Source organism: Micromonospora sp. NPDC049275, assembly GCF_043197115.1.
GTDB lineage: Bacteria > Actinomycetota > Actinomycetes > Mycobacteriales > Micromonosporaceae > Micromonospora.
Genome location: NZ_JBICSN010000001.1, coordinates 404,387 through 422,802, shown reverse-complemented (window position 1 = coordinate 422,802; position 18,416 = coordinate 404,387). Strand labels below are relative to the sequence as shown.

Below are 18,416 nucleotides of genomic sequence, written 5' to 3'. Positions count from 1 at the left end.
CTGCCGGTCAGACGCCGTGCGGGATGGCCGCCCAGCCCTCGACGTCGCTGGGCTTGCGGGTGTCCGGGCCGACGTAGCGGGCGGACGGGCGGACCAGCCGCTGCAGACGCTTCTGCTCCAGGATGTGCGCGCTCCAGCCGCCCATCCGGGCGCAGGTGAACATCGACGTGAACATGTGCGCCGGCACCTCGGCGAAGTCCAGGACCACTGCCGACCAGAACTCGACGTTGGTGGCCAGCACCCGGTCCGGGCGGCGGGCCTGCAGCTCGGCGAGGGCGGCCTTCTCCAGCGCCTCGGCGATCTCGAAGCGCGGTGCGCCCAGCTCCTTGGCGGTGCGCCGGAGCACGCGGGCGCGCGGGTCCTCGGCACGGTAGACCCGGTGGCCGAAGCCCATCAGCCGCTCGCCGCGGTCCAGGACGCCCTTGACGTAGCCCTCCGCGTCGCCGCTGCGCTCCACGGCCTCCAACATGCTGAGGACACGCGACGGGGCGCCACCGTGCAGCGGCCCGGAGAGAGCGCCGATGCCCGACGAGATGCAGGCCGCGGCGTCCGCCCCGGTGGAGGCGACGATGCGCGCGGTGAAGGTGGAGGCGTTCAGGCCGTGCTCGGCGGCCGAGATGAAGTACGCGTCGACGGCCTTGACGTGCCGCGGGTCCGGCTCGCCCCGCCAGCGCTTCATGAACCGCTCGACGATGGTCTGCGCCTTGTCGATCTCCTTCTGCGGCACCGCGGGCAGGCCGAGGCCACGGGCGGACTGTGCGACGAAGGAGAGCGCGGTCACCGACACCCGGGCGAGGTCCGCGCGGGCCTGCTCGTCGGAGATGTCCAGCAGTTGGCTGAGCCCCCAGTACGGCGCCAGCATCGCGACCGCCGACTGCACGTCGACCCGGATGTCGCCGGAGTGCACAGGCACCGGGAACGGCTCCGCAGGCGGCAGGCCCGGCCCGAACCGGCCGTCGACAAGCAGCGCCCAGACGTTGCCGAACGAGACCTGGCCGATCAGATCCTCGATGTCGACCCCGCGATAGCGCAGCGCGCCACCCTCGCGGTCGGGTTCGGCGATCTCGGTCTCGAAGGCGACGACGCCCTCCAGACCGGGTTTGAAATCGGCCATGTCGCTCTCCTGGATCTGCTCGGTGCGCCTGATCAGCTGAGCCGGCCCGGTCGGCCGAGCGCCTTAGGCGACCCTCAGGGATGTGTTCGGAACATCTTGCCTGCTGCGTAACCGGATACGCGACCCGCTGCGACTGTGCTGCACACGACATCTGAGGACGCGCATTCTCCGCGTCACTCGGTGAGACTGGGCGATGCGGACTGGCCAGCGCGGGAGGGTGCTGGTCGGGTCGTCGAGGAGGAGTGGGGACGTGACGGGCGACACACCCGCCCCGGCCGCGATGCGTAACGAGTACGCCGCGGACCTGGGCCTGACCGAAGCTGACCTGGCGGCCGACTGGCACACCCAGTTCGACAGCTGGTTCGCCGACGCGGTGGCCTTCGGGCTGCCCGAGCCGAACGCGATGGTGGTGGGCACCGCCGACCCGGCCGGCCGGCCGAGCGGGCGAACGGTGCTGCTGAAGGGGTACGACCCGGAGGGTTTCGTCTTCTTCACCAACCACCTGTCGCGCAAGGGCGTCGAGGCGACCGCCAACCCGTACGCCAGCCTGGTCTTTCCGTGGTTTCCCATGCAGCGTCAGGTGGTGGTCGCCGGGTCGATCGTCCCGGTCGACCAGGCGGTGACCGAGTCGTACTTCGCGAGCCGGCCACGCGGCTCGCAGGTGGGCGCCTGGGCCAGCCCGCAGTCGCAGGTGGTGCCGGACCGGGCCGCGCTGGAGGAGCGCTACCGGGAGGTGGCCGACCGGTACGCCGACGCGGACGCCATCCCGACCCCGCCGCACTGGGGTGGTCTGCGCGTCCGGCCGGACTCGGTGGAGTTCTGGCAGGGTCGGGCCGGCCGGTTGCACGACAGGCTCCGCTTCCGTCGCCTCGACGCGGGCGACTGGATCGTCGAGCGGCTGGCGCCGTGACGGGCGTACAGGAGGCCCGGCCGCGCGGAGCGCGCCGCTGGGCGATCGACGTCCGCCCGCTGCGCGTTCCGGCGTACCGGCGGCTGTGGCTCGGCAACACCGTGGCGATGTTCGGCTTCCAGTTCACCGCCGTAGCCGTGCCGGTGGAGATGTACGCGCTGACCCGGGACTCGTTCTGGGTCGGCCTGCTGGGTGTGGCTGCGTTCGTACCCCTGCTGATCTTCGGGCTCTGGGGTGGCGCGGTGGCCGACGCCCGCGACCGCCGGGCGGTGCTGCTCGGCGGGTCATTGTTGCTTTGGGCATCCACCCTCGGGCTGCTGGTCCAGGCGCTGCTGAACGTGGGCAGCCCGGTGCTGCTGCTGGTGTTGATGGCGGTGCAGTCGGTGGCCTTCGCGATCACCTCGCCGGCCCGCAGCGCGATGCTGCCCCGGCTGGTGCCGGACGACCTCGTCCCGGCCGCCAGCACCCTGAACTACACGACCTTCACCGCCGCCTCGGTCGCCGGCCCGCTCGCCGCCGGCCTGATCCTCTCCGCCTCGCCGGACACCAGCGTCGTCCTGCCGATCGCCTACGGCGTGGACGCGGTGCTGTTCACCGCCATGCTCTGGGCCGCGCTGCGGCTGCCCGCGCTCCCGCCCGAGCCGACCGCCGACGGCCAGGCCCGACGTGCCGGCCTGGCCAGCGTGATCGACGGATTCCGGTACCTCGCCACCACGCCGGTGCTGCTGCTCTCGTTCGGCGTGGACCTGATCGCGATGATCCTGGCCATGCCGAGGGCGCTGTTCCCGGAGATCGCCCACGAGCGGTTCGGCGGCGGCGGCTCGGTCGGCCTGCTCTACAGCGCCATCGCGATCGGCTCGATGATCGGCGGACTGACCTCCGGCTGGATCGGTCGGCTCCGCCGGCAGGGCGTCGGCCTGGTGGTCGCGGTGATCGGCTGGGGCCTGGCGATCGCCGCCGCCGGGCTGGCCCACCAGCTCTGGCTGATGGTCCTGCTGCTCGCCGTGGCCGGCGCCGCCGACCTGGTGAGCGCCGTACTGCGCCAGTCCATGCTGCTGGTGTACGCGCCGGACCGGATGCGCGGTCGGCTCCAGGGCGTCAACACGGTGGTGGTGGCCGGCGGGCCGCGCCTGGGTGACCTGCGGGCCGGCACCATGGCCGCCGGTTTCGGCGGTGGGGTGGCCTGGGTCGCCGGTGGGCTCGCCTCGGCGGTGCTCGTGGTGGTGCTCGCGGTCGCCTTCCCGGCGCTGCTGCGCTACCGGGCCACGACGGCGTCGAGCGGCGACAGGCCGTGACCGGTTAGGGTCGCCGACATGGAAAGCCCCGACCAGCGCCCCTTCTCCGGCGCACAGTGGACCATCGCCTCCGCGGGCCACGAGGCCGTCATCGTGGAGGTGGGCGGCGGGCTGCGGACGTACCGGCACGACGGCGTCGACCTGCTCGACGGGTACCGCGCCGACGAGGTCTGCCCCGGCTGCGCCGGGCAGGTGCTCGCGCCCTGGCCGAACCGGATCCGCGACGGCCGCTACCCGTTCGCCGACCGGACGCACCAGCTCGCGCTGACCGAGCCGGAGCGGCACGTCGCCATCCACGGGCTGGTCAACTGGGTGCCGTGGCGTCTGCTGGAGCAGTCCGCGGACGCGGTGACCCTCGGCTACGACCTGCCGCCGCAGCCCGGCTACGAGTGGCCGCTGCGACTGGTCAGCCGGTGGAGCGTGAGCGCGGACGGCCTGCGTGCCGAGCACGAGGTGACGAACATCGGCGCCGAGGTGGCTCCGTTCGGCTTCTCCGTGCACCCGTACCTGCAACTGCCGGGTGTCGCGGTGGACGACCTGGTCATGCGGCTGCCGGCGCGTACCCGTGTGCTGGTGGACGGTCGGCTGCTCCCGGTCGGGGCGACCCCGGTGGCGGGCACCGAGTACGACTGGACCAGCCCGCGTCGGATCGGCGACGCCGAGCTGGACGCCTGCTTCGGCGAGGTGATCCGCGACGCCGACGGCGGGTCCTCGGTGAGCCTGGCCGCGCCGGACTCCTCGTCCGGGGTGAGCATCTGGGCGGACGCGGAGTTCGGCTGGTGGCAGGTGTTCACCGGGGACGCGCTCACCGGCGAGCGGCACCGGCGCTCGGTGGCGATCGAGCCGATGACCTGCCCCCCGGACGCGTTCCGCTCGGGCAAGGACCTGCTCACCCTCAAGCCCGGCACGACCTGGCGGGGTGCCTGGGGCATCCGTCCCGGAGCCTGATGGAGTTCGCCGAGGTCGTCCGCCGTCGGCGGATGGTGCGCAACTACGACCCGGACCGACAGGTCCCGCCCGACGTGGTGGATCGGCTGCTCGACCACGCCGTCCGCGCCCCGTCGGCCGGGTTCGCCCAGGGGTGGGGCTTCCTGGTGCTGGAGGAGGCGGCCGACCGGGACCTGTTCTGGGCCGCCACCACACCTGAGGGTGGGGGACGGGAGCGCTGGCTGGCGGGAATGCGCCGGGCGCCGCTCATCGTGGTGCCGCACGCCAACGAGTCCGCCTACCTGCGGCGGTACGCGGAGCCGGACAAGGGTTGGACGGACCGGTCGGCCGACCGCTGGCCGGTGCCCTACTGGCACGTGGACACCGGCTTCGCCGCGCTGCTGATGCTCCTCACCGCCGTGGACGAGGGGCTGGGGGCGTGCTTCTTCGGGATTCCGCCGCAACGGTTGGCCGCGTACCGGGACGCGTTCGGCGTGCCGGAGGAGTACCAGCCCATCGGGGCCGTCACAATCGGTTACCGCGCACCGGACCATCGGTCACCGTCGCTGCGCCGGGGGCGGCGCGGCATGGACGAGGTGGTACGGCGCGGACGGTGGAGTTGAGCGGGCCGTCCCGATCGTCCGGCTTGAGGATCGGACGAGCGATAGCGAAACTGACATCAGGGAGCAGAACGACTCGTGCGCTGGGCGGCTAGGCTGGCACGGTCATCGGTACCGCGCCACGCGGTGCCCGCCGCGGCCCGGCTCGGCGTCGTCGGTCGGCCCGGCCACGGGGAGGGGAGCGTGCCGTCGTGATCTTCAGAGCGGTCCGGGACGGGCGTCCCTACCCGGAGCACAACCTGACGCTCAAGCAGTGGGCGGAGATTCCGCCGCGCCCGTTGCGCCTGGCTGAGTTGATCACCACCAAGCGCGAGTTGGCGCTCGACAAGCTCCTCGCCGAGGACTCGACCTTCTACGGCGACCTCTTTCCGCACGTGGTCCAGTGGAACGGTGGGCTCTACCTGGAGGACGGGCTGCATCGCGCCCTGCGCGCCGCCCTGCAACAGCGCAACCAGATCCACGCCCGTGTGCTGGTGCTCAGCGGTCCGATCGAGTGAAGCGACGCTGGCTGAGGCTTCGTTAAGGTGACGGCATGACTGCCCTCGATCTGCTCGACCTGGACCCGTCGCTCAGCGCGGAGGAGCGGCAGATCCGCGACGTCGTCCGCCAGCTCGTCGACGACCGGGTCCGCCCGCACGTCGCCGACTGGTACGAGGAGGGCCGCGTGCCGGCCCGCGAGCTGGCCCGGGAGTTCGGCAAACTCGGTCTGCTCGGCATGCACCTGACCGGCTACGGCTGCGCCGGCGCCTCCGCCGTCGCGTACGGGCTGGCCTGCCAGGAGCTGGAGGCCGGCGACTCTGGGCTCCGCTCACTGGTCTCGGTGCAGGGCTCACTGGCGATGTACGCCATCTGGCGCTACGGCAGCGAGGAGCAGAAGCAGCGCTGGCTGCCGGCGATGGCCACCGGCGAGGCGATCGGCTGCTTCGGCCTGACCGAGCCCGACCACGGCTCCGACCCGGCGTCCATGACCACCCGCGCCCGACGCGACGGCGACGACTGGATCCTCACCGGCACCAAGATGTGGATCACCAATGCGCCGATCGCCGACGTGGCAGTCATCTGGGCGCGCACCGACGAGGGCGTACGCGGGTTCGCCGTGCCCATGGACACGCCCGGCGTCACGGCCCGCGAGATCGGCCGCAAGATGTCCCTGCGCGCCTCGGTGACCGGCGAGATCGTGCTCGACGACGTCCGGCTCCCGGCCGACGCCCAACTTCCCGAGGCGGTCGGGCTCAAGGCGCCGTTGAGCTGCCTCACCGAGGCCCGGTACGGCATCGTCTGGGGCTCGCTCGGCGCGGCACGGGACTGCCTGGAGACCGCCCTGGCGTACGCCACCAGCCGAACCCAGTTCGGTCGGCCGCTGGCCGGGTTCCAACTCACCCAGGCCAAGCTCGCCGACATGGCCGTCGAACTGGTCAAGGGTCAACTGCTCGCGCTGCACCTCGGCCGGCTCGCCGACGCCGGCCGACTCCGCCCCGAGCAGGTGAGCGTGGGCAAGCTGAACAACGTGCGGGAGGCCCTGGCCATCGCCCGGCAGTGCCGCACCATCCTCGGCGCCAACGGCGTCTCCGGGGAGTACCCGGTGATGCGGCACGCGAACAACCTGGAGAGCGTGCTGACGTACGAGGGCACCTCCGAGATCCACCAGCTCGTCGTCGGTCAGCGGCTCACCGGGCTCTCCGCGTTCGCCTGACCTGCCCGTTTACGCATTCCGGCCGCTCGACGCGCGGCTGTCGTACGGGGGCCGTACCGTCATTGACAGACGACGTGTCTGACGAGGACGGTGACTGTGATGGCCCGCGAAGCTGGCATCAACGAGCCCACGAGGGAGTTCCCCGGTTACCCGACCGGCGACGACCTCAAGGAGCGCTCGGCGGCGACACCCGACCCCATGACGGACACACCCGGTGGCACCGGCGGCCCCCCGAGCGGTGGGGCCGGCGGAGCCGATGGGGGCGGTGCGAACGGGGGCGGTGGTGGCGGTGCCGCCCGTGGGCTGCTCCTGCTGCTCGGTGCCGCCGCGCTGGCCGTGGTGGTGCTGCTCGGCGTGCAGGCGACCGGGTTCCTGCCCGATTTCCGTAACCCGTTCGCCAAGGAGCAGACCGACCGCAGCCAGCCGCCGCTGCTGAAGTCGATCCAGGACCTCAGCCGCTACGTGGCCGCCGAAGGCAACTTCCAGGTCGTGGTCGACACCCAGAACGACAGGCGCAACGTCCCGGACTTCCTGCTCAACGAACGCACCCTGTTCGTCGGGGCCGGCAGCGTCGAGGCGTACGTCGACTTCACCAAGATCGGTGACGGTGCCATCGTGCAGTCCGCCGACGGCAAGTCGGTCGAGATCAAGCTGCCCGCGCCGCAGTTCGGCGAGACCAACCTCGACATGGAGAAGAGCTACGTCTTCGCCGAGAAGCGCGGCCTGCTCAACCGGCTCGGCGACCTGGTCGGCAACGACCCCAACCGGCAGCAGCAGGTCTACCAACTGGCCGAGGAACGGATCACCGCCGCCGCCCGGGACAGCGGGCTCTCCGCCCGCGCCGAGGAGAACACCCGCAAGATGCTGGAGGGGCTGCTGCGCTCGCTGGGCTTCCAGCAGGTCACGGTGACCTACACCGCACCCTGACCCGGGCACCCCGCACACGGAAGCGCCCGCCCCGACGACCGTCGGGGCGGGCGCATTCGTTTCGCGACCCTCAGCTCCGTCTCGCGGCCCCCGAGCTCCGCTGCCCGTGCCCGTGCCCGTGCCGCGCAACGACTCGCGCACCTTCCCATTTACAGATCTTGGACAGTTTCCGTTAACAGTTAACGGAAACTTTCCAAGATCTGTTCGGGTTGCGATCGCCGCGGAGCGCCCCCGCAGCCCGTGCCGGCATATCCGTCCGTGCAGTCGTGCCGGCATACCTGGGCCGGCGGCCCGCGCCCGTGCACATCAGCCTCTGCCGGTGCGCGCTGCGGGGGCTCTGCGCACGGGCCGCGCGGGTGGGTGCGCGGACCGGGGTGCCTCCGGGTGGAGGTCCGTGCGAGCGGTGTGTGCTCTCGGATGTTGGGCTTCGGTGTCAGGAGGAGGGCCACCAACGGCACCCGTGCGGTGGCCCTCCGGGCGGCTAGCTCAAGGGCATCTGGCTGTGGTCAGTGGCCGGTGGAGGCGAGGTAGCGGTCTTCGTTCGGCATGAGGACCCAGAGGATCAGGTAGACGATCACCTGGGTGCCGGGCAGCAGCAGCGACAGCAGGAACAGCAGCCGAACCATCCCGGCGGACATGCCGAACCGCTGGCCGAGGCCGGCGCAGACACCGGCGAGCATGCGCCCCTGGCGGGGCCGAACCAGTTTGCGACTCATCGTCGTACTCCCACTCTGCGGCGGTGCGCCGCGTCTGCGATCCACGGTACGAAGGGGTGGCCATCCCGCCCTCGGTCCCGAGGAGGATCGGCGGTCCGTGGACCCGTAGGTGCATTACCCGGGCCAACCCTCCCCAACTCCTCCCGCACCCCGTCCGGCGATCTGGCGGCGGTGAGCTGCCGGGAGGGTGGTGAGCTGGGCGGGTAGGCTCGCTGGTCGGGCACCCACATCCCGGGTGGCCGGCGGCCACCCGACCGGGCGGCCACGAGCGGGGCTGCCGGACCGGCGGCCACGACCGGGCGGCTCCCGTACGACGGGACGACGCCGAGGAAGCGCAGCCATGATCAGTGTTTTCGACCTCTTCAGCGTCGGCATCGGGCCGTCCAGCTCGCACACGGTCGGGCCGATGCGGGCCGCCCGTACGTTCGTGACCGGGCTCAAGGCCGACGGGCTGCTCACCGAGACGGCGCGGGTGCAGGCCGAGCTGTTCGGTTCGCTGGGCGCCACCGGGCACGGGCACGGCAGCGACCGGGCGGTGCTGCTGGGGCTGGCCGGCGAGGCGCCGGAGACGGTCGACACCGACACCGTCGGTCCTCGCGTCGAGCGGATCCGTGCCGAGCGGCGGATCAGCCTGCTGGACGCGCACGAGATCGACTTCGATCCGGACCGGGACCTGACGCTGCACCGCCGCCGGTCGCTGCCGTACCACCCGAACGGGATGACGTTCGTGGCCTTCGACGCGGCCGGGGTGCAGGTCAGGGCACGGAGCTACTACTCCGTGGGCGGTGGCTTCGTGGTGGACGAGGCGGCGGCGGGTGCGGACCGCATCAAGCCGGACAGCACGCGGGTGCGGTATCCGTTCCTGACCGGGGCGCAGCTGCTGGAGGTCACCAGCCGCACCGGGCTGTCGATCAGCGAGGTGATGCTGGCCAACGAGCGCTCGTGGCGCAGCGAGGCGGAGATCCGGACGGGCCTGCTGGAGATCTGGCGGGTGATGCGGGAGTGCGTGCAGCGCGGCTGCGAGCGGGACGGCGTACTCCCTGGGGGTTTGAAGGTCCGGCGGCGCGCGGCGGAGCTGCGGCGCGGCCTGGAGGCGGAGGCCCCGACGGCGGACCCGCTGCACGTGATGGACTGGGTGACGCTGTTCGCGCTCGCGGTGAACGAGGAGAACGCGGCCGGCGGTCGGGTGGTGACCGCGCCGACGAACGGCGCGGCGGGGATCATCCCGGCGGTGCTGCACTACTACAGCCGCTTCGTCGAGAACGCCGACGACGACGGCGTGGTGCGGTTCCTGTTGACGGCCGGCGCGATCGGCGTGCTGTTCAAGGAGAACGCGTCGATCTCCGGCGCGGAGGTCGGCTGCCAGGGTGAGGTCGGCTCGGCGTGCTCGATGGCGGCGGCGGGTCTGGCCGAGGCGCTCGGTGGCACCCCGGAGCAGGTGGAGAACGCCGCCGAGATCGGGATGGAGCACAACCTCGGCCTGACCTGTGACCCGGTGGGTGGCCTGGTGCAGATCCCCTGCATCGAGCGGAACGCGGTGGCTAGCATCAAGGCGATCACGGCGGCCCGGCTGGCCCTGCGCGGCGACGGTGTGCACAAGGTGTCGCTGGACAAGGTCATCAAGACCATGCGGGAGACGGGCGCCGACATGAAGGTCAAGTACAAGGAGACGGCGCGCGGCGGTCTGGCCGTCAACGTGATCGAGTGCTGAGTCCGGTCGATTCGGGGCATTCATTCACCGACTGCTAGCCTGTCGTCCGTTTCAGGAGGCGGGAGGCTCGCGGTGACCTCTGGCGTCGCGGCCCTGTGGTCGCACCGCAACTCGCTGCGCATCCTGGTCCGGCGGGATCTGGCGGTCAAGTACCAGCAGTCGGTGCTGGGCTACTTCTGGTCGCTGATCGAGCCCCTCGGGATGGGCGCCATCTACTGGTTCATCTTCGGCGTGCTCTACTCCCGGGACACCGGGCGGCACCTCGGCGATGCGACCGAGTCGTACCCGCTGTTCCTGATCACCGGGATCTTCGCCTGGATGTGGGCCAGTTCGGCGTTGAGTGAGGCCACCAACGCGTTGACCGGCCAGTCCCGGTTGATCACCACGATGAACGTGCCCCGGCAGGTCTTTCCGATCGGGCGGGTCACCGGCCGGTTCGCCGAGTACGCGGCCGGCCTGCCGATCCTGATCGCCATCGCGGTGATCTACGCGGTGCATGGCCGGATCCATCCCGGTTGGTCGCTGCTCGCCCTGCCGCTCGCGGTGACGGTGCAGGCGGTGCTGCTGGTCGGGCTGGCCCTGCTGCTGTCGGCGTGGAACGTGCTCATGCGCGACGTGGAGCGGTTTCTGCGGTTGATCATCCGGGTGCTGTTCTACGCCACGCCGATCATCTATCCGCTCAGCCTGGTCCGGGAGTCCAACCTGCCGGGCTGGCTGAAGGTGGTGTACGAGCTGAACCCGCTGGTCGGGATCTTCCAGCTGCACCACGCGATCTGGTACCCGGACGAGTTCCCGGACGCCCGGCTGCTCGCCACCACCGTCGGCGGCAGCCTGCTGGTGCTGGCCGCCGGCTGGTGGTCGTTCCGCCGGTTGGAGCCCGCCGTGCTCAAGGAACTCTGACGTGGCCGCGCCGATCATCGAGGCGGACGGTCTGGGCATCCGGTTCGTCCGCAACCGTCGTCGCCAACTGCGGCTGCGTGAGCTGTTCATCCACCGGGGCGGGCGCGGTGCCCTGCCGGGCCAGTTCTGGCCGTTGCGCGACGTGTCGTTCGCCGTCGAGCCGGGCGATACCGTCGGGGTGATCGGCCGCAACGGCACCGGCAAGAGCACCCTGTTGCGGCTGATCGCCGGGGTGCTCATCCCCGACGAGGGCGACATCCGGGTGCACGGCGCGGTGGCGCCGCTGCTGGAGTTGTCCGCCGGCTTCTCCAACGAGCTGACCGGCCGGGAGAACCTGCACCTGGTGGGTGGGCTGCACGGACTGTCGGCGAGCTACCTGAAGCGGCACTTCGACGAGATCGTCGAGTTCGCCGGTGAGCAGGTGGAACGGGCCATCGACACCTCGGTGCGGCACTTCTCGTCGGGAATGAAGGTGCGGCTCGGCTTCGCGATCATCTCGCACCTGCCGCACCCGATCCTGCTGATGGACGAGGTGACCGCGGTCGGGGACGCGGAGTTCCGCGAGAAGTGTTACGCGACGATTGATCGTCTGCTCGGAGAGGGGCGCACGCTGGTGCTGGTGTCACACAACGAAAAGGACCTGACCCGGTTCTGCCGACGAGGGTTGTACCTCGACGCGGGCCGGTTGACGCTCGACGGCACCATCGCCGAGGCGCTCGACGCGTACCACGCCGCGGTTCCGCGGTGACGCTCGCGATCGTGCTCGCCGCCGGGACGTCCGCGGCGGGCCTGACCACCGCGTCCGGTGAGCCGCTTGCCGACCGTCTCGCGACCCAGCTGCGCCGGGCCGGGGCGACCGAGGTGCGCTTCGCCGCCACCCTCGACGAGCTGGCCGCGCTTGCCGACGCGGCCGACGGTCCGCTGCTGATCAGTGGCACCGACCTGGTGGCGCACACCGCCGTACTGCGGCATCTCGCCACCAGCCCGGTGGGGCCGACGGTGGCGCTGGTGCTTACCGACCCGCCGGTGCCCGGACGGACGGCCGTGCGCGAGGAGCGCGGCCAGATCGTCGACGCCGGCCCGCTGGACGCCCTCGACGGCGACGCCACAGGCGTGTTCGGTGGCGCCTTGCGCGTCGGCGTCCACGACCTGCCGACCCTGGCCGCCGCCGCGCGGGCCGCCGCCGCCGTCGGCGCGCGACCCGTTCCCGCTCCGCTCGGCCCGGCCGGCGACGTGTCGCCGCTGCCGGCCGCCGAGGGAGCCGGCAGCGGCGGCCCCGGGTCCGCCGTGGACCGGCTCGTCGCGGGCCTCGCGGCGCGCGACACCCTGATCTTCGCCCAGCGGGTACGTCTGCTCGTGGCGCACCGGGTCGAGGACAGCGCCGGGCTGGTCGCCGCCGAGGCGGCGGTGACGGCTGTCGACGAGGACCGCGCTGAGCTGCGGCTGTCGGTGAAGGAGAAGGACGACTTCTTCTCCACGTACTTCGTCAGCACCTGGTCCCCGTACGTCGTGCGGCTGTCGGCCCGGCTGCGGCTCACCCCGACCGGGGTCACGGTGATCTCGGTGCTGTTCGCGCTGGCCGCCGCGGTGCTGTTCGGGGTCGGCGGACGGCCGGCGCTGGTCGGTGGCGCGGTGCTGCTCTACCTCGGCTTCGTGCTGGACTGTGTCGACGGCCAGTTGGCCCGCTACACCCGGCACTTCAGCGCCTGGGGCGGCTGGCTGGACACGATGGCCGACCGGGCGAAGGAGTACCTGGTCTACGCCGGCCTCGGCTTCGGCGTGAGTCACGCCGGGCTGGGCAACGGCTGGGCGTTGGCGATCGCCGCGATGACGTTGCAGACCGTCCGGCACATGACCGACACCTGGTACGGGGTGCTGCACGACGAGGCGGCACGCCGGCCCCGGACGGCTGGGGGTGCCAGCGGCGGGATCGGTGACCGGCTGAACGCCGCCTCGACGCGGGTGCAGGCGGACACGGGGTCGCTGTCGTACTGGCTGAAGCGGACCGTGGTGTTTCCGATCGGTGAGCGGTGGGCGCTGATCGCGCTGACCGTGGCGCTGTTCAACCCGCTGGTCAGCCTCATCGCGGTGCTGGCCTGGGGCGCGTTGGCGTTCGCGTACACCGGTGCCCTGCGCACGCTGCGGGCCCGCTGGATGCGGGTGCCGGTGCTGGACACGGTCGACGCGACCCTGCACCGCGACGACGGCCCGTTGGCCCGCCGGCTGCCGGTGGTCCGCCCGATGGGACCGCTCGCCCTGGCGGTGCTCGCCGCGCTCGGCCCGGCGGTGCTGCTGGTCGCGGCCCTGGTCGGTGACGCGCCGGACGGGCTGCGCTGGGCGGTGCCGGTGGCGTTGCTGGTGCTGCTGGCCGGTGGCCTGGGTGCCCGCGCCGCGCACAACAGCCCGCTGGACTGGCTGGTCCCGGCGGCGCTGCGGGCCGCCGAGTACCTGTTCGCGATCGCGGTCGGGGTGGTCGGCGGCGCGCCGGGGTGGCTGATCTTCGGCTACGTCTTCGTGCTCACCGTGCACCACTACGACCTGACCGCCCGGCTGGAGAAGCGGCAGACGGCGCCACCGCTGCACGCCGCGACGCTGGGCTGGGACGGACGGTCCACGCTCCTGGCCCTCGCGGCGATTGTCGGCGCCCTGAGTATCGGCATGGCTACACTCGGTGCGTACCTTCTCGTGGTTTTCGTGGCGAGCGCCGTCCTGGCCTGGTTCGTCCGGCCGGCCCGTAGCGCGCGGGCGTCGGCCGCGCCGGTGGGCGCGGGAGGTGTCGCACCGCGCTGACGGAGGGACGGCCGGATGACCCTGCTCAGTTTCGTGGTGCCGGCCTTCCGGGTGCAGGGATACCTGCGCGAATGCCTGGACTCGATCCTCGGCCAGCCGGAGACCGACCTCGAGGTGATCGCCGTCGACGACTGCTCACCGGACGCCAGCGGCGAGATCATCGACGAGTACGCGGCCCGCGACCAGCGGGTCCGGTCGGTCCGACTGTCGGAGAACGTCGGCCTCGGTCCAGCCCGCAACATCGGGCTGGACCAGGCCGTCGGCGAGTACGTGTGGTTTCTCGACGGGGACGACTGGCTGGCGCCGGAATGCCTGCCGAAGGTGGCCGAGCGGCTGCGCGCGACCCGGCCGGACGTGCTGCTGGTGGACCACGTGCGGACGCACTGGAACGACACCGCCACCCGCAGCGCGATGGCCGAGGTGTTCCCGGAGTCGCCAGGTGCGGCCACCTTCCGGCTGCGGGACCGGCCGGAGGCGATGCGGCTGCTGCACACCGCCTGGAACCGGCTGGTCCGCCGGGAGTTCCTGGTCGAGCTGGGTTTGCGCTTCTCGGACGGCTGGTACGAGGACGTGTCGTTCAGCTACCCGGTGCTGATGGCGGCGCAGCGGATCGGCGTACTGGATCGGGTCTGCGTCAACTACCGGCAGCGCCGCACGGGCGCGATCACGAAGACCCGCGGGGACCGGCACTTCGAGGTTTTCCCGCAGTGGCATCGCGTCTTCCACCTGATGGACGCCTGGTCACCGGCGGTGGACGCGCTGCGGCCGGCGGTCTTCGAACGGATGATCTGGCACTACCTGACGGTGCTCGGCAACGGTCAGCGGATCGCCCCGGAACTGCGGCAGGCGTTCTTCGCGCAGATCACCGCCGACTACGCGCGGTGGCTACCGGACGGCGGATATCCCGTGCCGGAGGGTGTCGATGGGGTCAAGCACCGGCTGGTGGCGACCGGCCGGTGGCGGACGTTCAGTGCGTTGCGGGCCGCCAGCCGGGCTCGTGACACGGCCCGCAGGCAGGCACGTACCGCCCGACGTCGGGTCGGGCCGGCGGCCCGGCGCGGCGCGCGGCTGACCCGCGACGGGCTGCTACGCGAGTACTACCGGGCGGAGCTGCGCCGGCCGGTGGACCCGACGCTCGCGGTGTACGCGGCCTACTGGTACCGCGGGTACTCGTGCAACCCGGCGGCGATCTACGAGGCGGCCCGCCGGCTGGCCCCCGAGGTTCGGGGCGTGTGGATCGTGCGCCGCGACCGGGTGGACGCCGTCCCGGCCGGGGTGGAGTACGTGGTCGCCGGCACCCCGGCGTACTACCGGGTCCTCGCGCGGGCCCGGTGGTTGGTCAACAACGTGAACTACCCCGACTTCGTGCGCAAGCGCCCGGAACAGGTGCACGTGCAGACCCACCACGGCACGCCGGTGAAGGTGATGGGTCTGGACCAGCAGCGCTACCCGATCGGCGCGGGCCGGATGGACTTCGCCGGTCTGCTGCGCCGGGTGGACCGCTGGGACTACAGCGTCAGCGCCAACAGCTTCTCCACCCAGATGTGGGACCGGGCCTATCCGGCGACCTACACGACGCTGGAGGTGGGCTATCCGCGCAACGACCGGCTGGTGACGGCCAACCCGGACGAGGTACGCCGGCTGCGCGCTGAGTTCGGCCTCGGGCCCGACGAGCAGGTGGTGCTGTACGCCCCGACGCACCGGGAGCACCTGCCCGGCTACCGCCCGCCCTTCGATCCGGACCGGTTCGTGGCGGCGCTCGGCGACTCGGGGCGGCTGCTGATGCGCAGCCACTACTTCCACGACCGGGAGCGGCGGCCCGGCCGACCGCTGCATGTCCAGCGGGTACGCGACGTCAGCGGCTACCAGCGGGTGGAGGATCTGTACCTGGTGGCCGACGTGCTGGTCACCGACTACTCGTCGGCGATGTTCGACTACGCCGTGCTGGACCGGCCGATCGTGCTCTACGCGCCGGACTGGGAGGCGTACCGCCTGGCCCGGGGTGTCTACTTCGACGTCACCGCGGAGCCACCGGGGGCCGTGGCCACCACGTTCGCCGACCTGCTCGACCTGTTTCGCACCGACGCGGTGCGCTCGGACACCGCGCAGAAGGCCCGCCAGCACTTCCGGGGCCGGTTCTGCGGCCTGGACGACGGGCGGGCGGCCGAGCGGGTGGTACGTCGGGTGTTCCTGGGCGAGCAGACAGAACCGTCGCCGGGCTGCTGATCGCCTCGGCACTCGTGCCGCGTAATTGGGGTGTCATGGGCCGAACATGAGACGTTTACCCGATGTGCGAGACCAATGATCCTAGTCACAGTCTTCTGGGGGTTCGGCCGACGACCTGGGGGAGGTGACGGTGAGCACCGTCGCGCTCAAAGATGTGAGCAAGATTTTCAAGGACGGCACGTTGGCCGTCGACAGCATAAATCTGGATGTGAACGACGGCGAGTTCATGGTGTTGCTGGGGCCATCCGGCTGCGGCAAGTCCACAGTGCTGCGCATGATCGCCGGATTGGAGGACCCGACGACGGGCGCCGTGCTGCTGGACGGAGAGCTGGCGAACGACCTGCCACCACGCGACCGCAAGATCGCCATGGTCTTCCAGGACTTCGCGCTCTATCCGCACATGACCGTCGGCGACAACATCGCCTTTCCGCTGCGGCTGGCCGGCGTGGAACCGGAGCCGCGCGGTGAGCGGGTCACCGACGTCGCCAGTGCCCTGGGCATCAGCGACGTGCTCGCCCGCAAGCCGGGGCAGCTCTCCGGCGGCCAGCGGCAGCGGGTCGCGATGGGCCGCGCAATCGTCCGACGACCCGGGCTGTTCCTGATGGACGAGCCCCTGTCGAACCTGGACAGTGGACTCCGCGCCGAGCTGCGCGCGGAGATCTCCGGGCTGACCCGGGAGCTGGGCGTCACCACCGTCTACGTCACCCACGACCAGGCCGAGGCGCTGACCATGGCCGACCGGGTGGCCATCATGCGCCGCGGCGTGCTCCAGGACGTGGGCACACCCACCCAGGTGTACGGCCGCCCGGCGACGCTCTACGTCGCCGCCTTCCTGGGCAGCCCTCGGATGAACCTGCTGGAGGCGTCGGTCTACGTCCACCTCGACAGGTACGTCACGCTCAACCTCGGTGACCAGTCGCTCTACCTGCCGTGGAACGACATCCGTAGCCGGGCGGTGGCGCACTACCACGGTGAGCGGATCGTGGTCGGGATGCGGGCCGAGGCGCTCACCCCGGTCGCCCCGGACAGCCCGGGTGACGTGCTACGCGGTCGGATCCGCTACCTGGAGCACCACGGGCACGAGTCGCTGGCGTTCCTCGACATCGGGGCGACCGCGATCATGGTGGACGAGATGGGCGCCCCACTGGACCCGCCGCCAGTGGGCCAGCGAGGCCTGCGCCGCTTCGGTGCGGTGATGCAGCGACTCACCGGCAAGCCGGTGGAGCCCGAGGAGGTGCCGAACGGTTCCGGGCAGACAAGCGTCCTCCCCGACCCGGGCCGGCACCACCGTCGCCCGGCTGAGCTGGCGGTGCGGCTGGCACCGTACCCGGCGGTCACCGCAGGTCACCCGCTCGCCGTGTCGGTGCGGATGGACGCGCTGCACTTCTTCGACGAGCGCGGCGCCCGGATCGACGTGGGTTGGCGCTGACGCCACGCCGCAGCGGGGTGGCGGGACGTCCGTCCAGTGCCCTACCGTCTGCCAACCTGATCCCGTATGTGACATATCGAGAGGGGTACACCCGTGTCGGGTGACCGTCCCAGTCCGCTCGTCATCGAGCGCATCCTGCGCGACCGGCAGGGCATCTGGCAGCAGATCGTGGCCGAGGGCGACCTCAACGCCCTGACGGGGCGGATGCTGGCCAGCTCCGCCGTCGCGCTCGCCTGCTACGGGGCGGTGCTCGGGGCGTTCCACAGCCCGTTGATGGCGCTCACGTCCGCGCTGAAGCTGCCCCTGCTGTTCCTGGTCACGCTGGCCATCTGCCTGCCCACGCTGTACCTGTTCAACCTGGTGTTCGGCGCCCGGCTGTCGGTGCGCCAGTCGCTGGCGCTGGTGATGGTCGCGATCACGGTCACCTCGATGCTCGCGGTGGCGTTCGCGCCGATCAGCCTCTTCTTCCTGATCACCGCGCCCGACTACGGCTTCTTCAAGCTGCTCAACGTCGCGATCCTTACGCTGTCGGCACTGGTCGGGCTGCGGTTCCTGACCGGCGGGATGCAGGTGCTCAACGACCACGGCCTGCTCGCCCCGACGACGAGCAACGCCCCTGCCGCCGTGCCCGCCATTGCCGTACCTGCCACGGTGCCCGCCGGTGCCGTGCCGGCCACGGTGCCCGCCGAATCGGCGGGGGCCGCCGGTGCGGTTGCCGAGCCGGTAGCCGTGCCGGCCGGAGCGGCTGCCGCCGCGACCGCGAACGGGGCCGCGCCCGACGCGACGACTGCACCGGCCCCGGGGCAGATTCCGACGCAGTGGAGCGGTCAGCCCGCCGGCGCCTCGTTCCCGCCCGGCATGTTGCCGCCGGGCTACCCGCCGGCGCAGCGCCAGTGGGGCACCCCGCCGGTTCGGCGCGGTGAGCCGACCCAGCGGCCGGCCAGCATGACGCTGCTCTACATCTGGATCCTGCTCTTCGGCTTCGTCGGCACCCAGTTGGCGTGGACGCTGCGGCCGTTCTTCGGCGACCCGGACAAGGACTTCTCCCTCTTCCGCAGCATCGACGGCAACTTCTACGCGGAGATCCTGCGTACGATCGCCAACCTCTGACCCGTCTCGTAACTGGGAAAACCCTGGTTGCCGCCCTCATTACCGAGA

Annotated in this window: 16 protein-coding genes; 14 read left to right on the top strand and 2 right to left on the bottom strand. The window is 71.6% G+C overall.

Annotated elements, in window-relative coordinates; translation table 11 throughout:
* Nucleotides 1–7: 7 nt before the first annotated feature.
* Nucleotides 8–1,114 carry a citrate synthase 2 gene (locus ACGFIE_RS02005; protein ID WP_393290092.1) on the bottom strand — a complete coding sequence of 369 codons (1,107 nt, stop codon included), beginning with the start codon at nucleotides 1,112–1,114 and terminating at the stop codon, nucleotides 8–10.
* Between the two features lie 193 nt (nucleotides 1,115–1,307).
* On the opposite strand from ACGFIE_RS02005, the gene pdxH reads away from it, so the two are divergent.
* From pdxH to ACGFIE_RS01970, 7 genes are all read left to right on the top strand, one after another.
* Complete coding sequence (gene pdxH, locus ACGFIE_RS02000) at nucleotides 1,308–2,024, top strand: pyridoxamine 5'-phosphate oxidase (protein WP_393290089.1); 717 nt, start codon at nucleotides 1,308–1,310, stop codon at nucleotides 2,022–2,024.
* Nucleotides 2,021–3,319 (top strand): MFS transporter, encoded by a 1,299-nt coding sequence (locus tag ACGFIE_RS01995; protein WP_393290087.1) that lies wholly within the window; start codon nucleotides 2,021–2,023, stop codon nucleotides 3,317–3,319. Before pdxH ends, ACGFIE_RS01995 begins: the two co-directional genes overlap by 4 nt.
* An 18-nt stretch (nucleotides 3,320–3,337) precedes the next feature.
* The gene (locus ACGFIE_RS01990) at nucleotides 3,338–4,267 is read left to right on the top strand and encodes an aldose 1-epimerase family protein (protein ID WP_393290084.1); all 930 of its coding nucleotides are present in this window, start codon (nucleotides 3,338–3,340) and stop codon (nucleotides 4,265–4,267) included.
* On the top strand, nucleotides 4,267–4,869 hold the full coding sequence (locus ACGFIE_RS01985) for a nitroreductase family protein (protein WP_393290081.1): 603 nt from the start codon (nucleotides 4,267–4,269) through the stop codon (nucleotides 4,867–4,869). Before ACGFIE_RS01990 ends, ACGFIE_RS01985 begins: the two co-directional genes overlap by 1 nt.
* A gap of 188 nt (nucleotides 4,870–5,057) precedes the next feature.
* Nucleotides 5,058–5,363, top strand: coding sequence for a type II toxin-antitoxin system VapB family antitoxin (locus tag ACGFIE_RS01980; protein ID WP_393290079.1), 306 nt, complete (start codon nucleotides 5,058–5,060; stop codon nucleotides 5,361–5,363).
* A 35-nt stretch (nucleotides 5,364–5,398) separates the two neighbouring features.
* A complete protein-coding gene (locus ACGFIE_RS01975; RefSeq protein WP_393290077.1) occupies nucleotides 5,399–6,559 on the top strand; it encodes an acyl-CoA dehydrogenase family protein in 1,161 nt (386 codons plus the stop codon).
* A gap of 99 nt (nucleotides 6,560–6,658) precedes the next feature.
* Nucleotides 6,659–7,486 (top strand): DUF4230 domain-containing protein, encoded by an 828-nt coding sequence (locus ACGFIE_RS01970; protein WP_393290075.1) that lies wholly within the window; start codon nucleotides 6,659–6,661, stop codon nucleotides 7,484–7,486.
* A 506-nt stretch (nucleotides 7,487–7,992) separates the two neighbouring features.
* On the opposite strand, the gene ACGFIE_RS01965 is transcribed toward ACGFIE_RS01970, so the two are convergent.
* Nucleotides 7,993–8,202, bottom strand: a complete 210-nt coding sequence (locus ACGFIE_RS01965) for a PspC domain-containing protein (protein ID WP_234589045.1) — start codon at nucleotides 8,200–8,202, stop codon at nucleotides 7,993–7,995.
* A gap of 340 nt (nucleotides 8,203–8,542) precedes the next feature.
* On the opposite strand from ACGFIE_RS01965, the gene ACGFIE_RS01960 reads away from it, so the two are divergent.
* The 7 genes from ACGFIE_RS01960 (at nucleotide 8,543) to ACGFIE_RS01930 (ending at nucleotide 18,368) form a co-directional block, all read left to right on the top strand.
* Nucleotides 8,543–9,913 (top strand): L-serine ammonia-lyase, encoded by a 1,371-nt coding sequence (locus ACGFIE_RS01960; RefSeq protein WP_393290073.1) that lies wholly within the window; start codon nucleotides 8,543–8,545, stop codon nucleotides 9,911–9,913.
* 72 nt (nucleotides 9,914–9,985) lie between these two features.
* Entirely contained in the window at nucleotides 9,986–10,813 is an 828-nt protein-coding gene (locus ACGFIE_RS01955) for an ABC transporter permease (RefSeq protein ID WP_393290070.1), read from the top strand.
* Between the two features lies 1 nt (nucleotide 10,814).
* The gene (locus ACGFIE_RS01950; protein ID WP_363684784.1) at nucleotides 10,815–11,561 is read left to right on the top strand and encodes an ABC transporter ATP-binding protein; all 747 of its coding nucleotides are present in this window, start codon (nucleotides 10,815–10,817) and stop codon (nucleotides 11,559–11,561) included.
* Nucleotides 11,558–13,603, top strand: coding sequence for a DUF5941 domain-containing protein (locus tag ACGFIE_RS01945; protein WP_393290068.1), 2,046 nt, complete (start codon nucleotides 11,558–11,560; stop codon nucleotides 13,601–13,603). The genes ACGFIE_RS01950 and ACGFIE_RS01945 overlap by 4 nt, the downstream gene beginning before the upstream one ends.
* Before the next feature lie 15 nt (nucleotides 13,604–13,618).
* Nucleotides 13,619–15,829, top strand: coding sequence for a CDP-glycerol glycerophosphotransferase family protein (locus tag ACGFIE_RS01940; protein WP_393290065.1), 2,211 nt, complete (start codon nucleotides 13,619–13,621; stop codon nucleotides 15,827–15,829).
* A 130-nt stretch (nucleotides 15,830–15,959) separates the two neighbouring features.
* Nucleotides 15,960–17,258 (top strand): ABC transporter ATP-binding protein, encoded by a 1,299-nt coding sequence (locus tag ACGFIE_RS01935; protein ID WP_393290063.1) that lies wholly within the window; start codon nucleotides 15,960–15,962, stop codon nucleotides 17,256–17,258.
* A gap of 93 nt (nucleotides 17,259–17,351) precedes the next feature.
* Nucleotides 17,352–18,368, top strand: coding sequence for a hypothetical protein (locus tag ACGFIE_RS01930; RefSeq protein ID WP_393290061.1), 1,017 nt, complete (start codon nucleotides 17,352–17,354; stop codon nucleotides 18,366–18,368).
* The last annotated feature ends 48 nt before the right edge of the window (nucleotides 18,369–18,416 follow it).

Coding starts and splice junctions, on each gene's coding strand:
- ACGFIE_RS02005 (WP_393290092.1), bottom strand. CDS start 1,114: ATGGCCGATTTCAAACCCGGTCTGGAGGGCGTCGTCGCCTTCGAGACC.
- pdxH (WP_393290089.1), top strand. CDS start 1,308: ATGCGGACTGGCCAGCGCGGGAGGGTGCTGGTCGGGTCGTCGAGGAGG.
- ACGFIE_RS01990 (WP_393290084.1), top strand. CDS start 3,338: ATGGAAAGCCCCGACCAGCGCCCCTTCTCCGGCGCACAGTGGACCATC.
- ACGFIE_RS01985 (WP_393290081.1), top strand. CDS start 4,267: ATGGAGTTCGCCGAGGTCGTCCGCCGTCGGCGGATGGTGCGCAACTAC.
- ACGFIE_RS01975 (WP_393290077.1), top strand. CDS start 5,399: ATGACTGCCCTCGATCTGCTCGACCTGGACCCGTCGCTCAGCGCGGAG.
- ACGFIE_RS01970 (WP_393290075.1), top strand. CDS start 6,659: ATGGCCCGCGAAGCTGGCATCAACGAGCCCACGAGGGAGTTCCCCGGT.
- ACGFIE_RS01965 (WP_234589045.1), bottom strand. CDS start 8,202: ATGAGTCGCAAACTGGTTCGGCCCCGCCAGGGGCGCATGCTCGCCGGT.
- ACGFIE_RS01960 (WP_393290073.1), top strand. CDS start 8,543: ATGATCAGTGTTTTCGACCTCTTCAGCGTCGGCATCGGGCCGTCCAGC.
- ACGFIE_RS01940 (WP_393290065.1), top strand. CDS start 13,619: ATGACCCTGCTCAGTTTCGTGGTGCCGGCCTTCCGGGTGCAGGGATAC.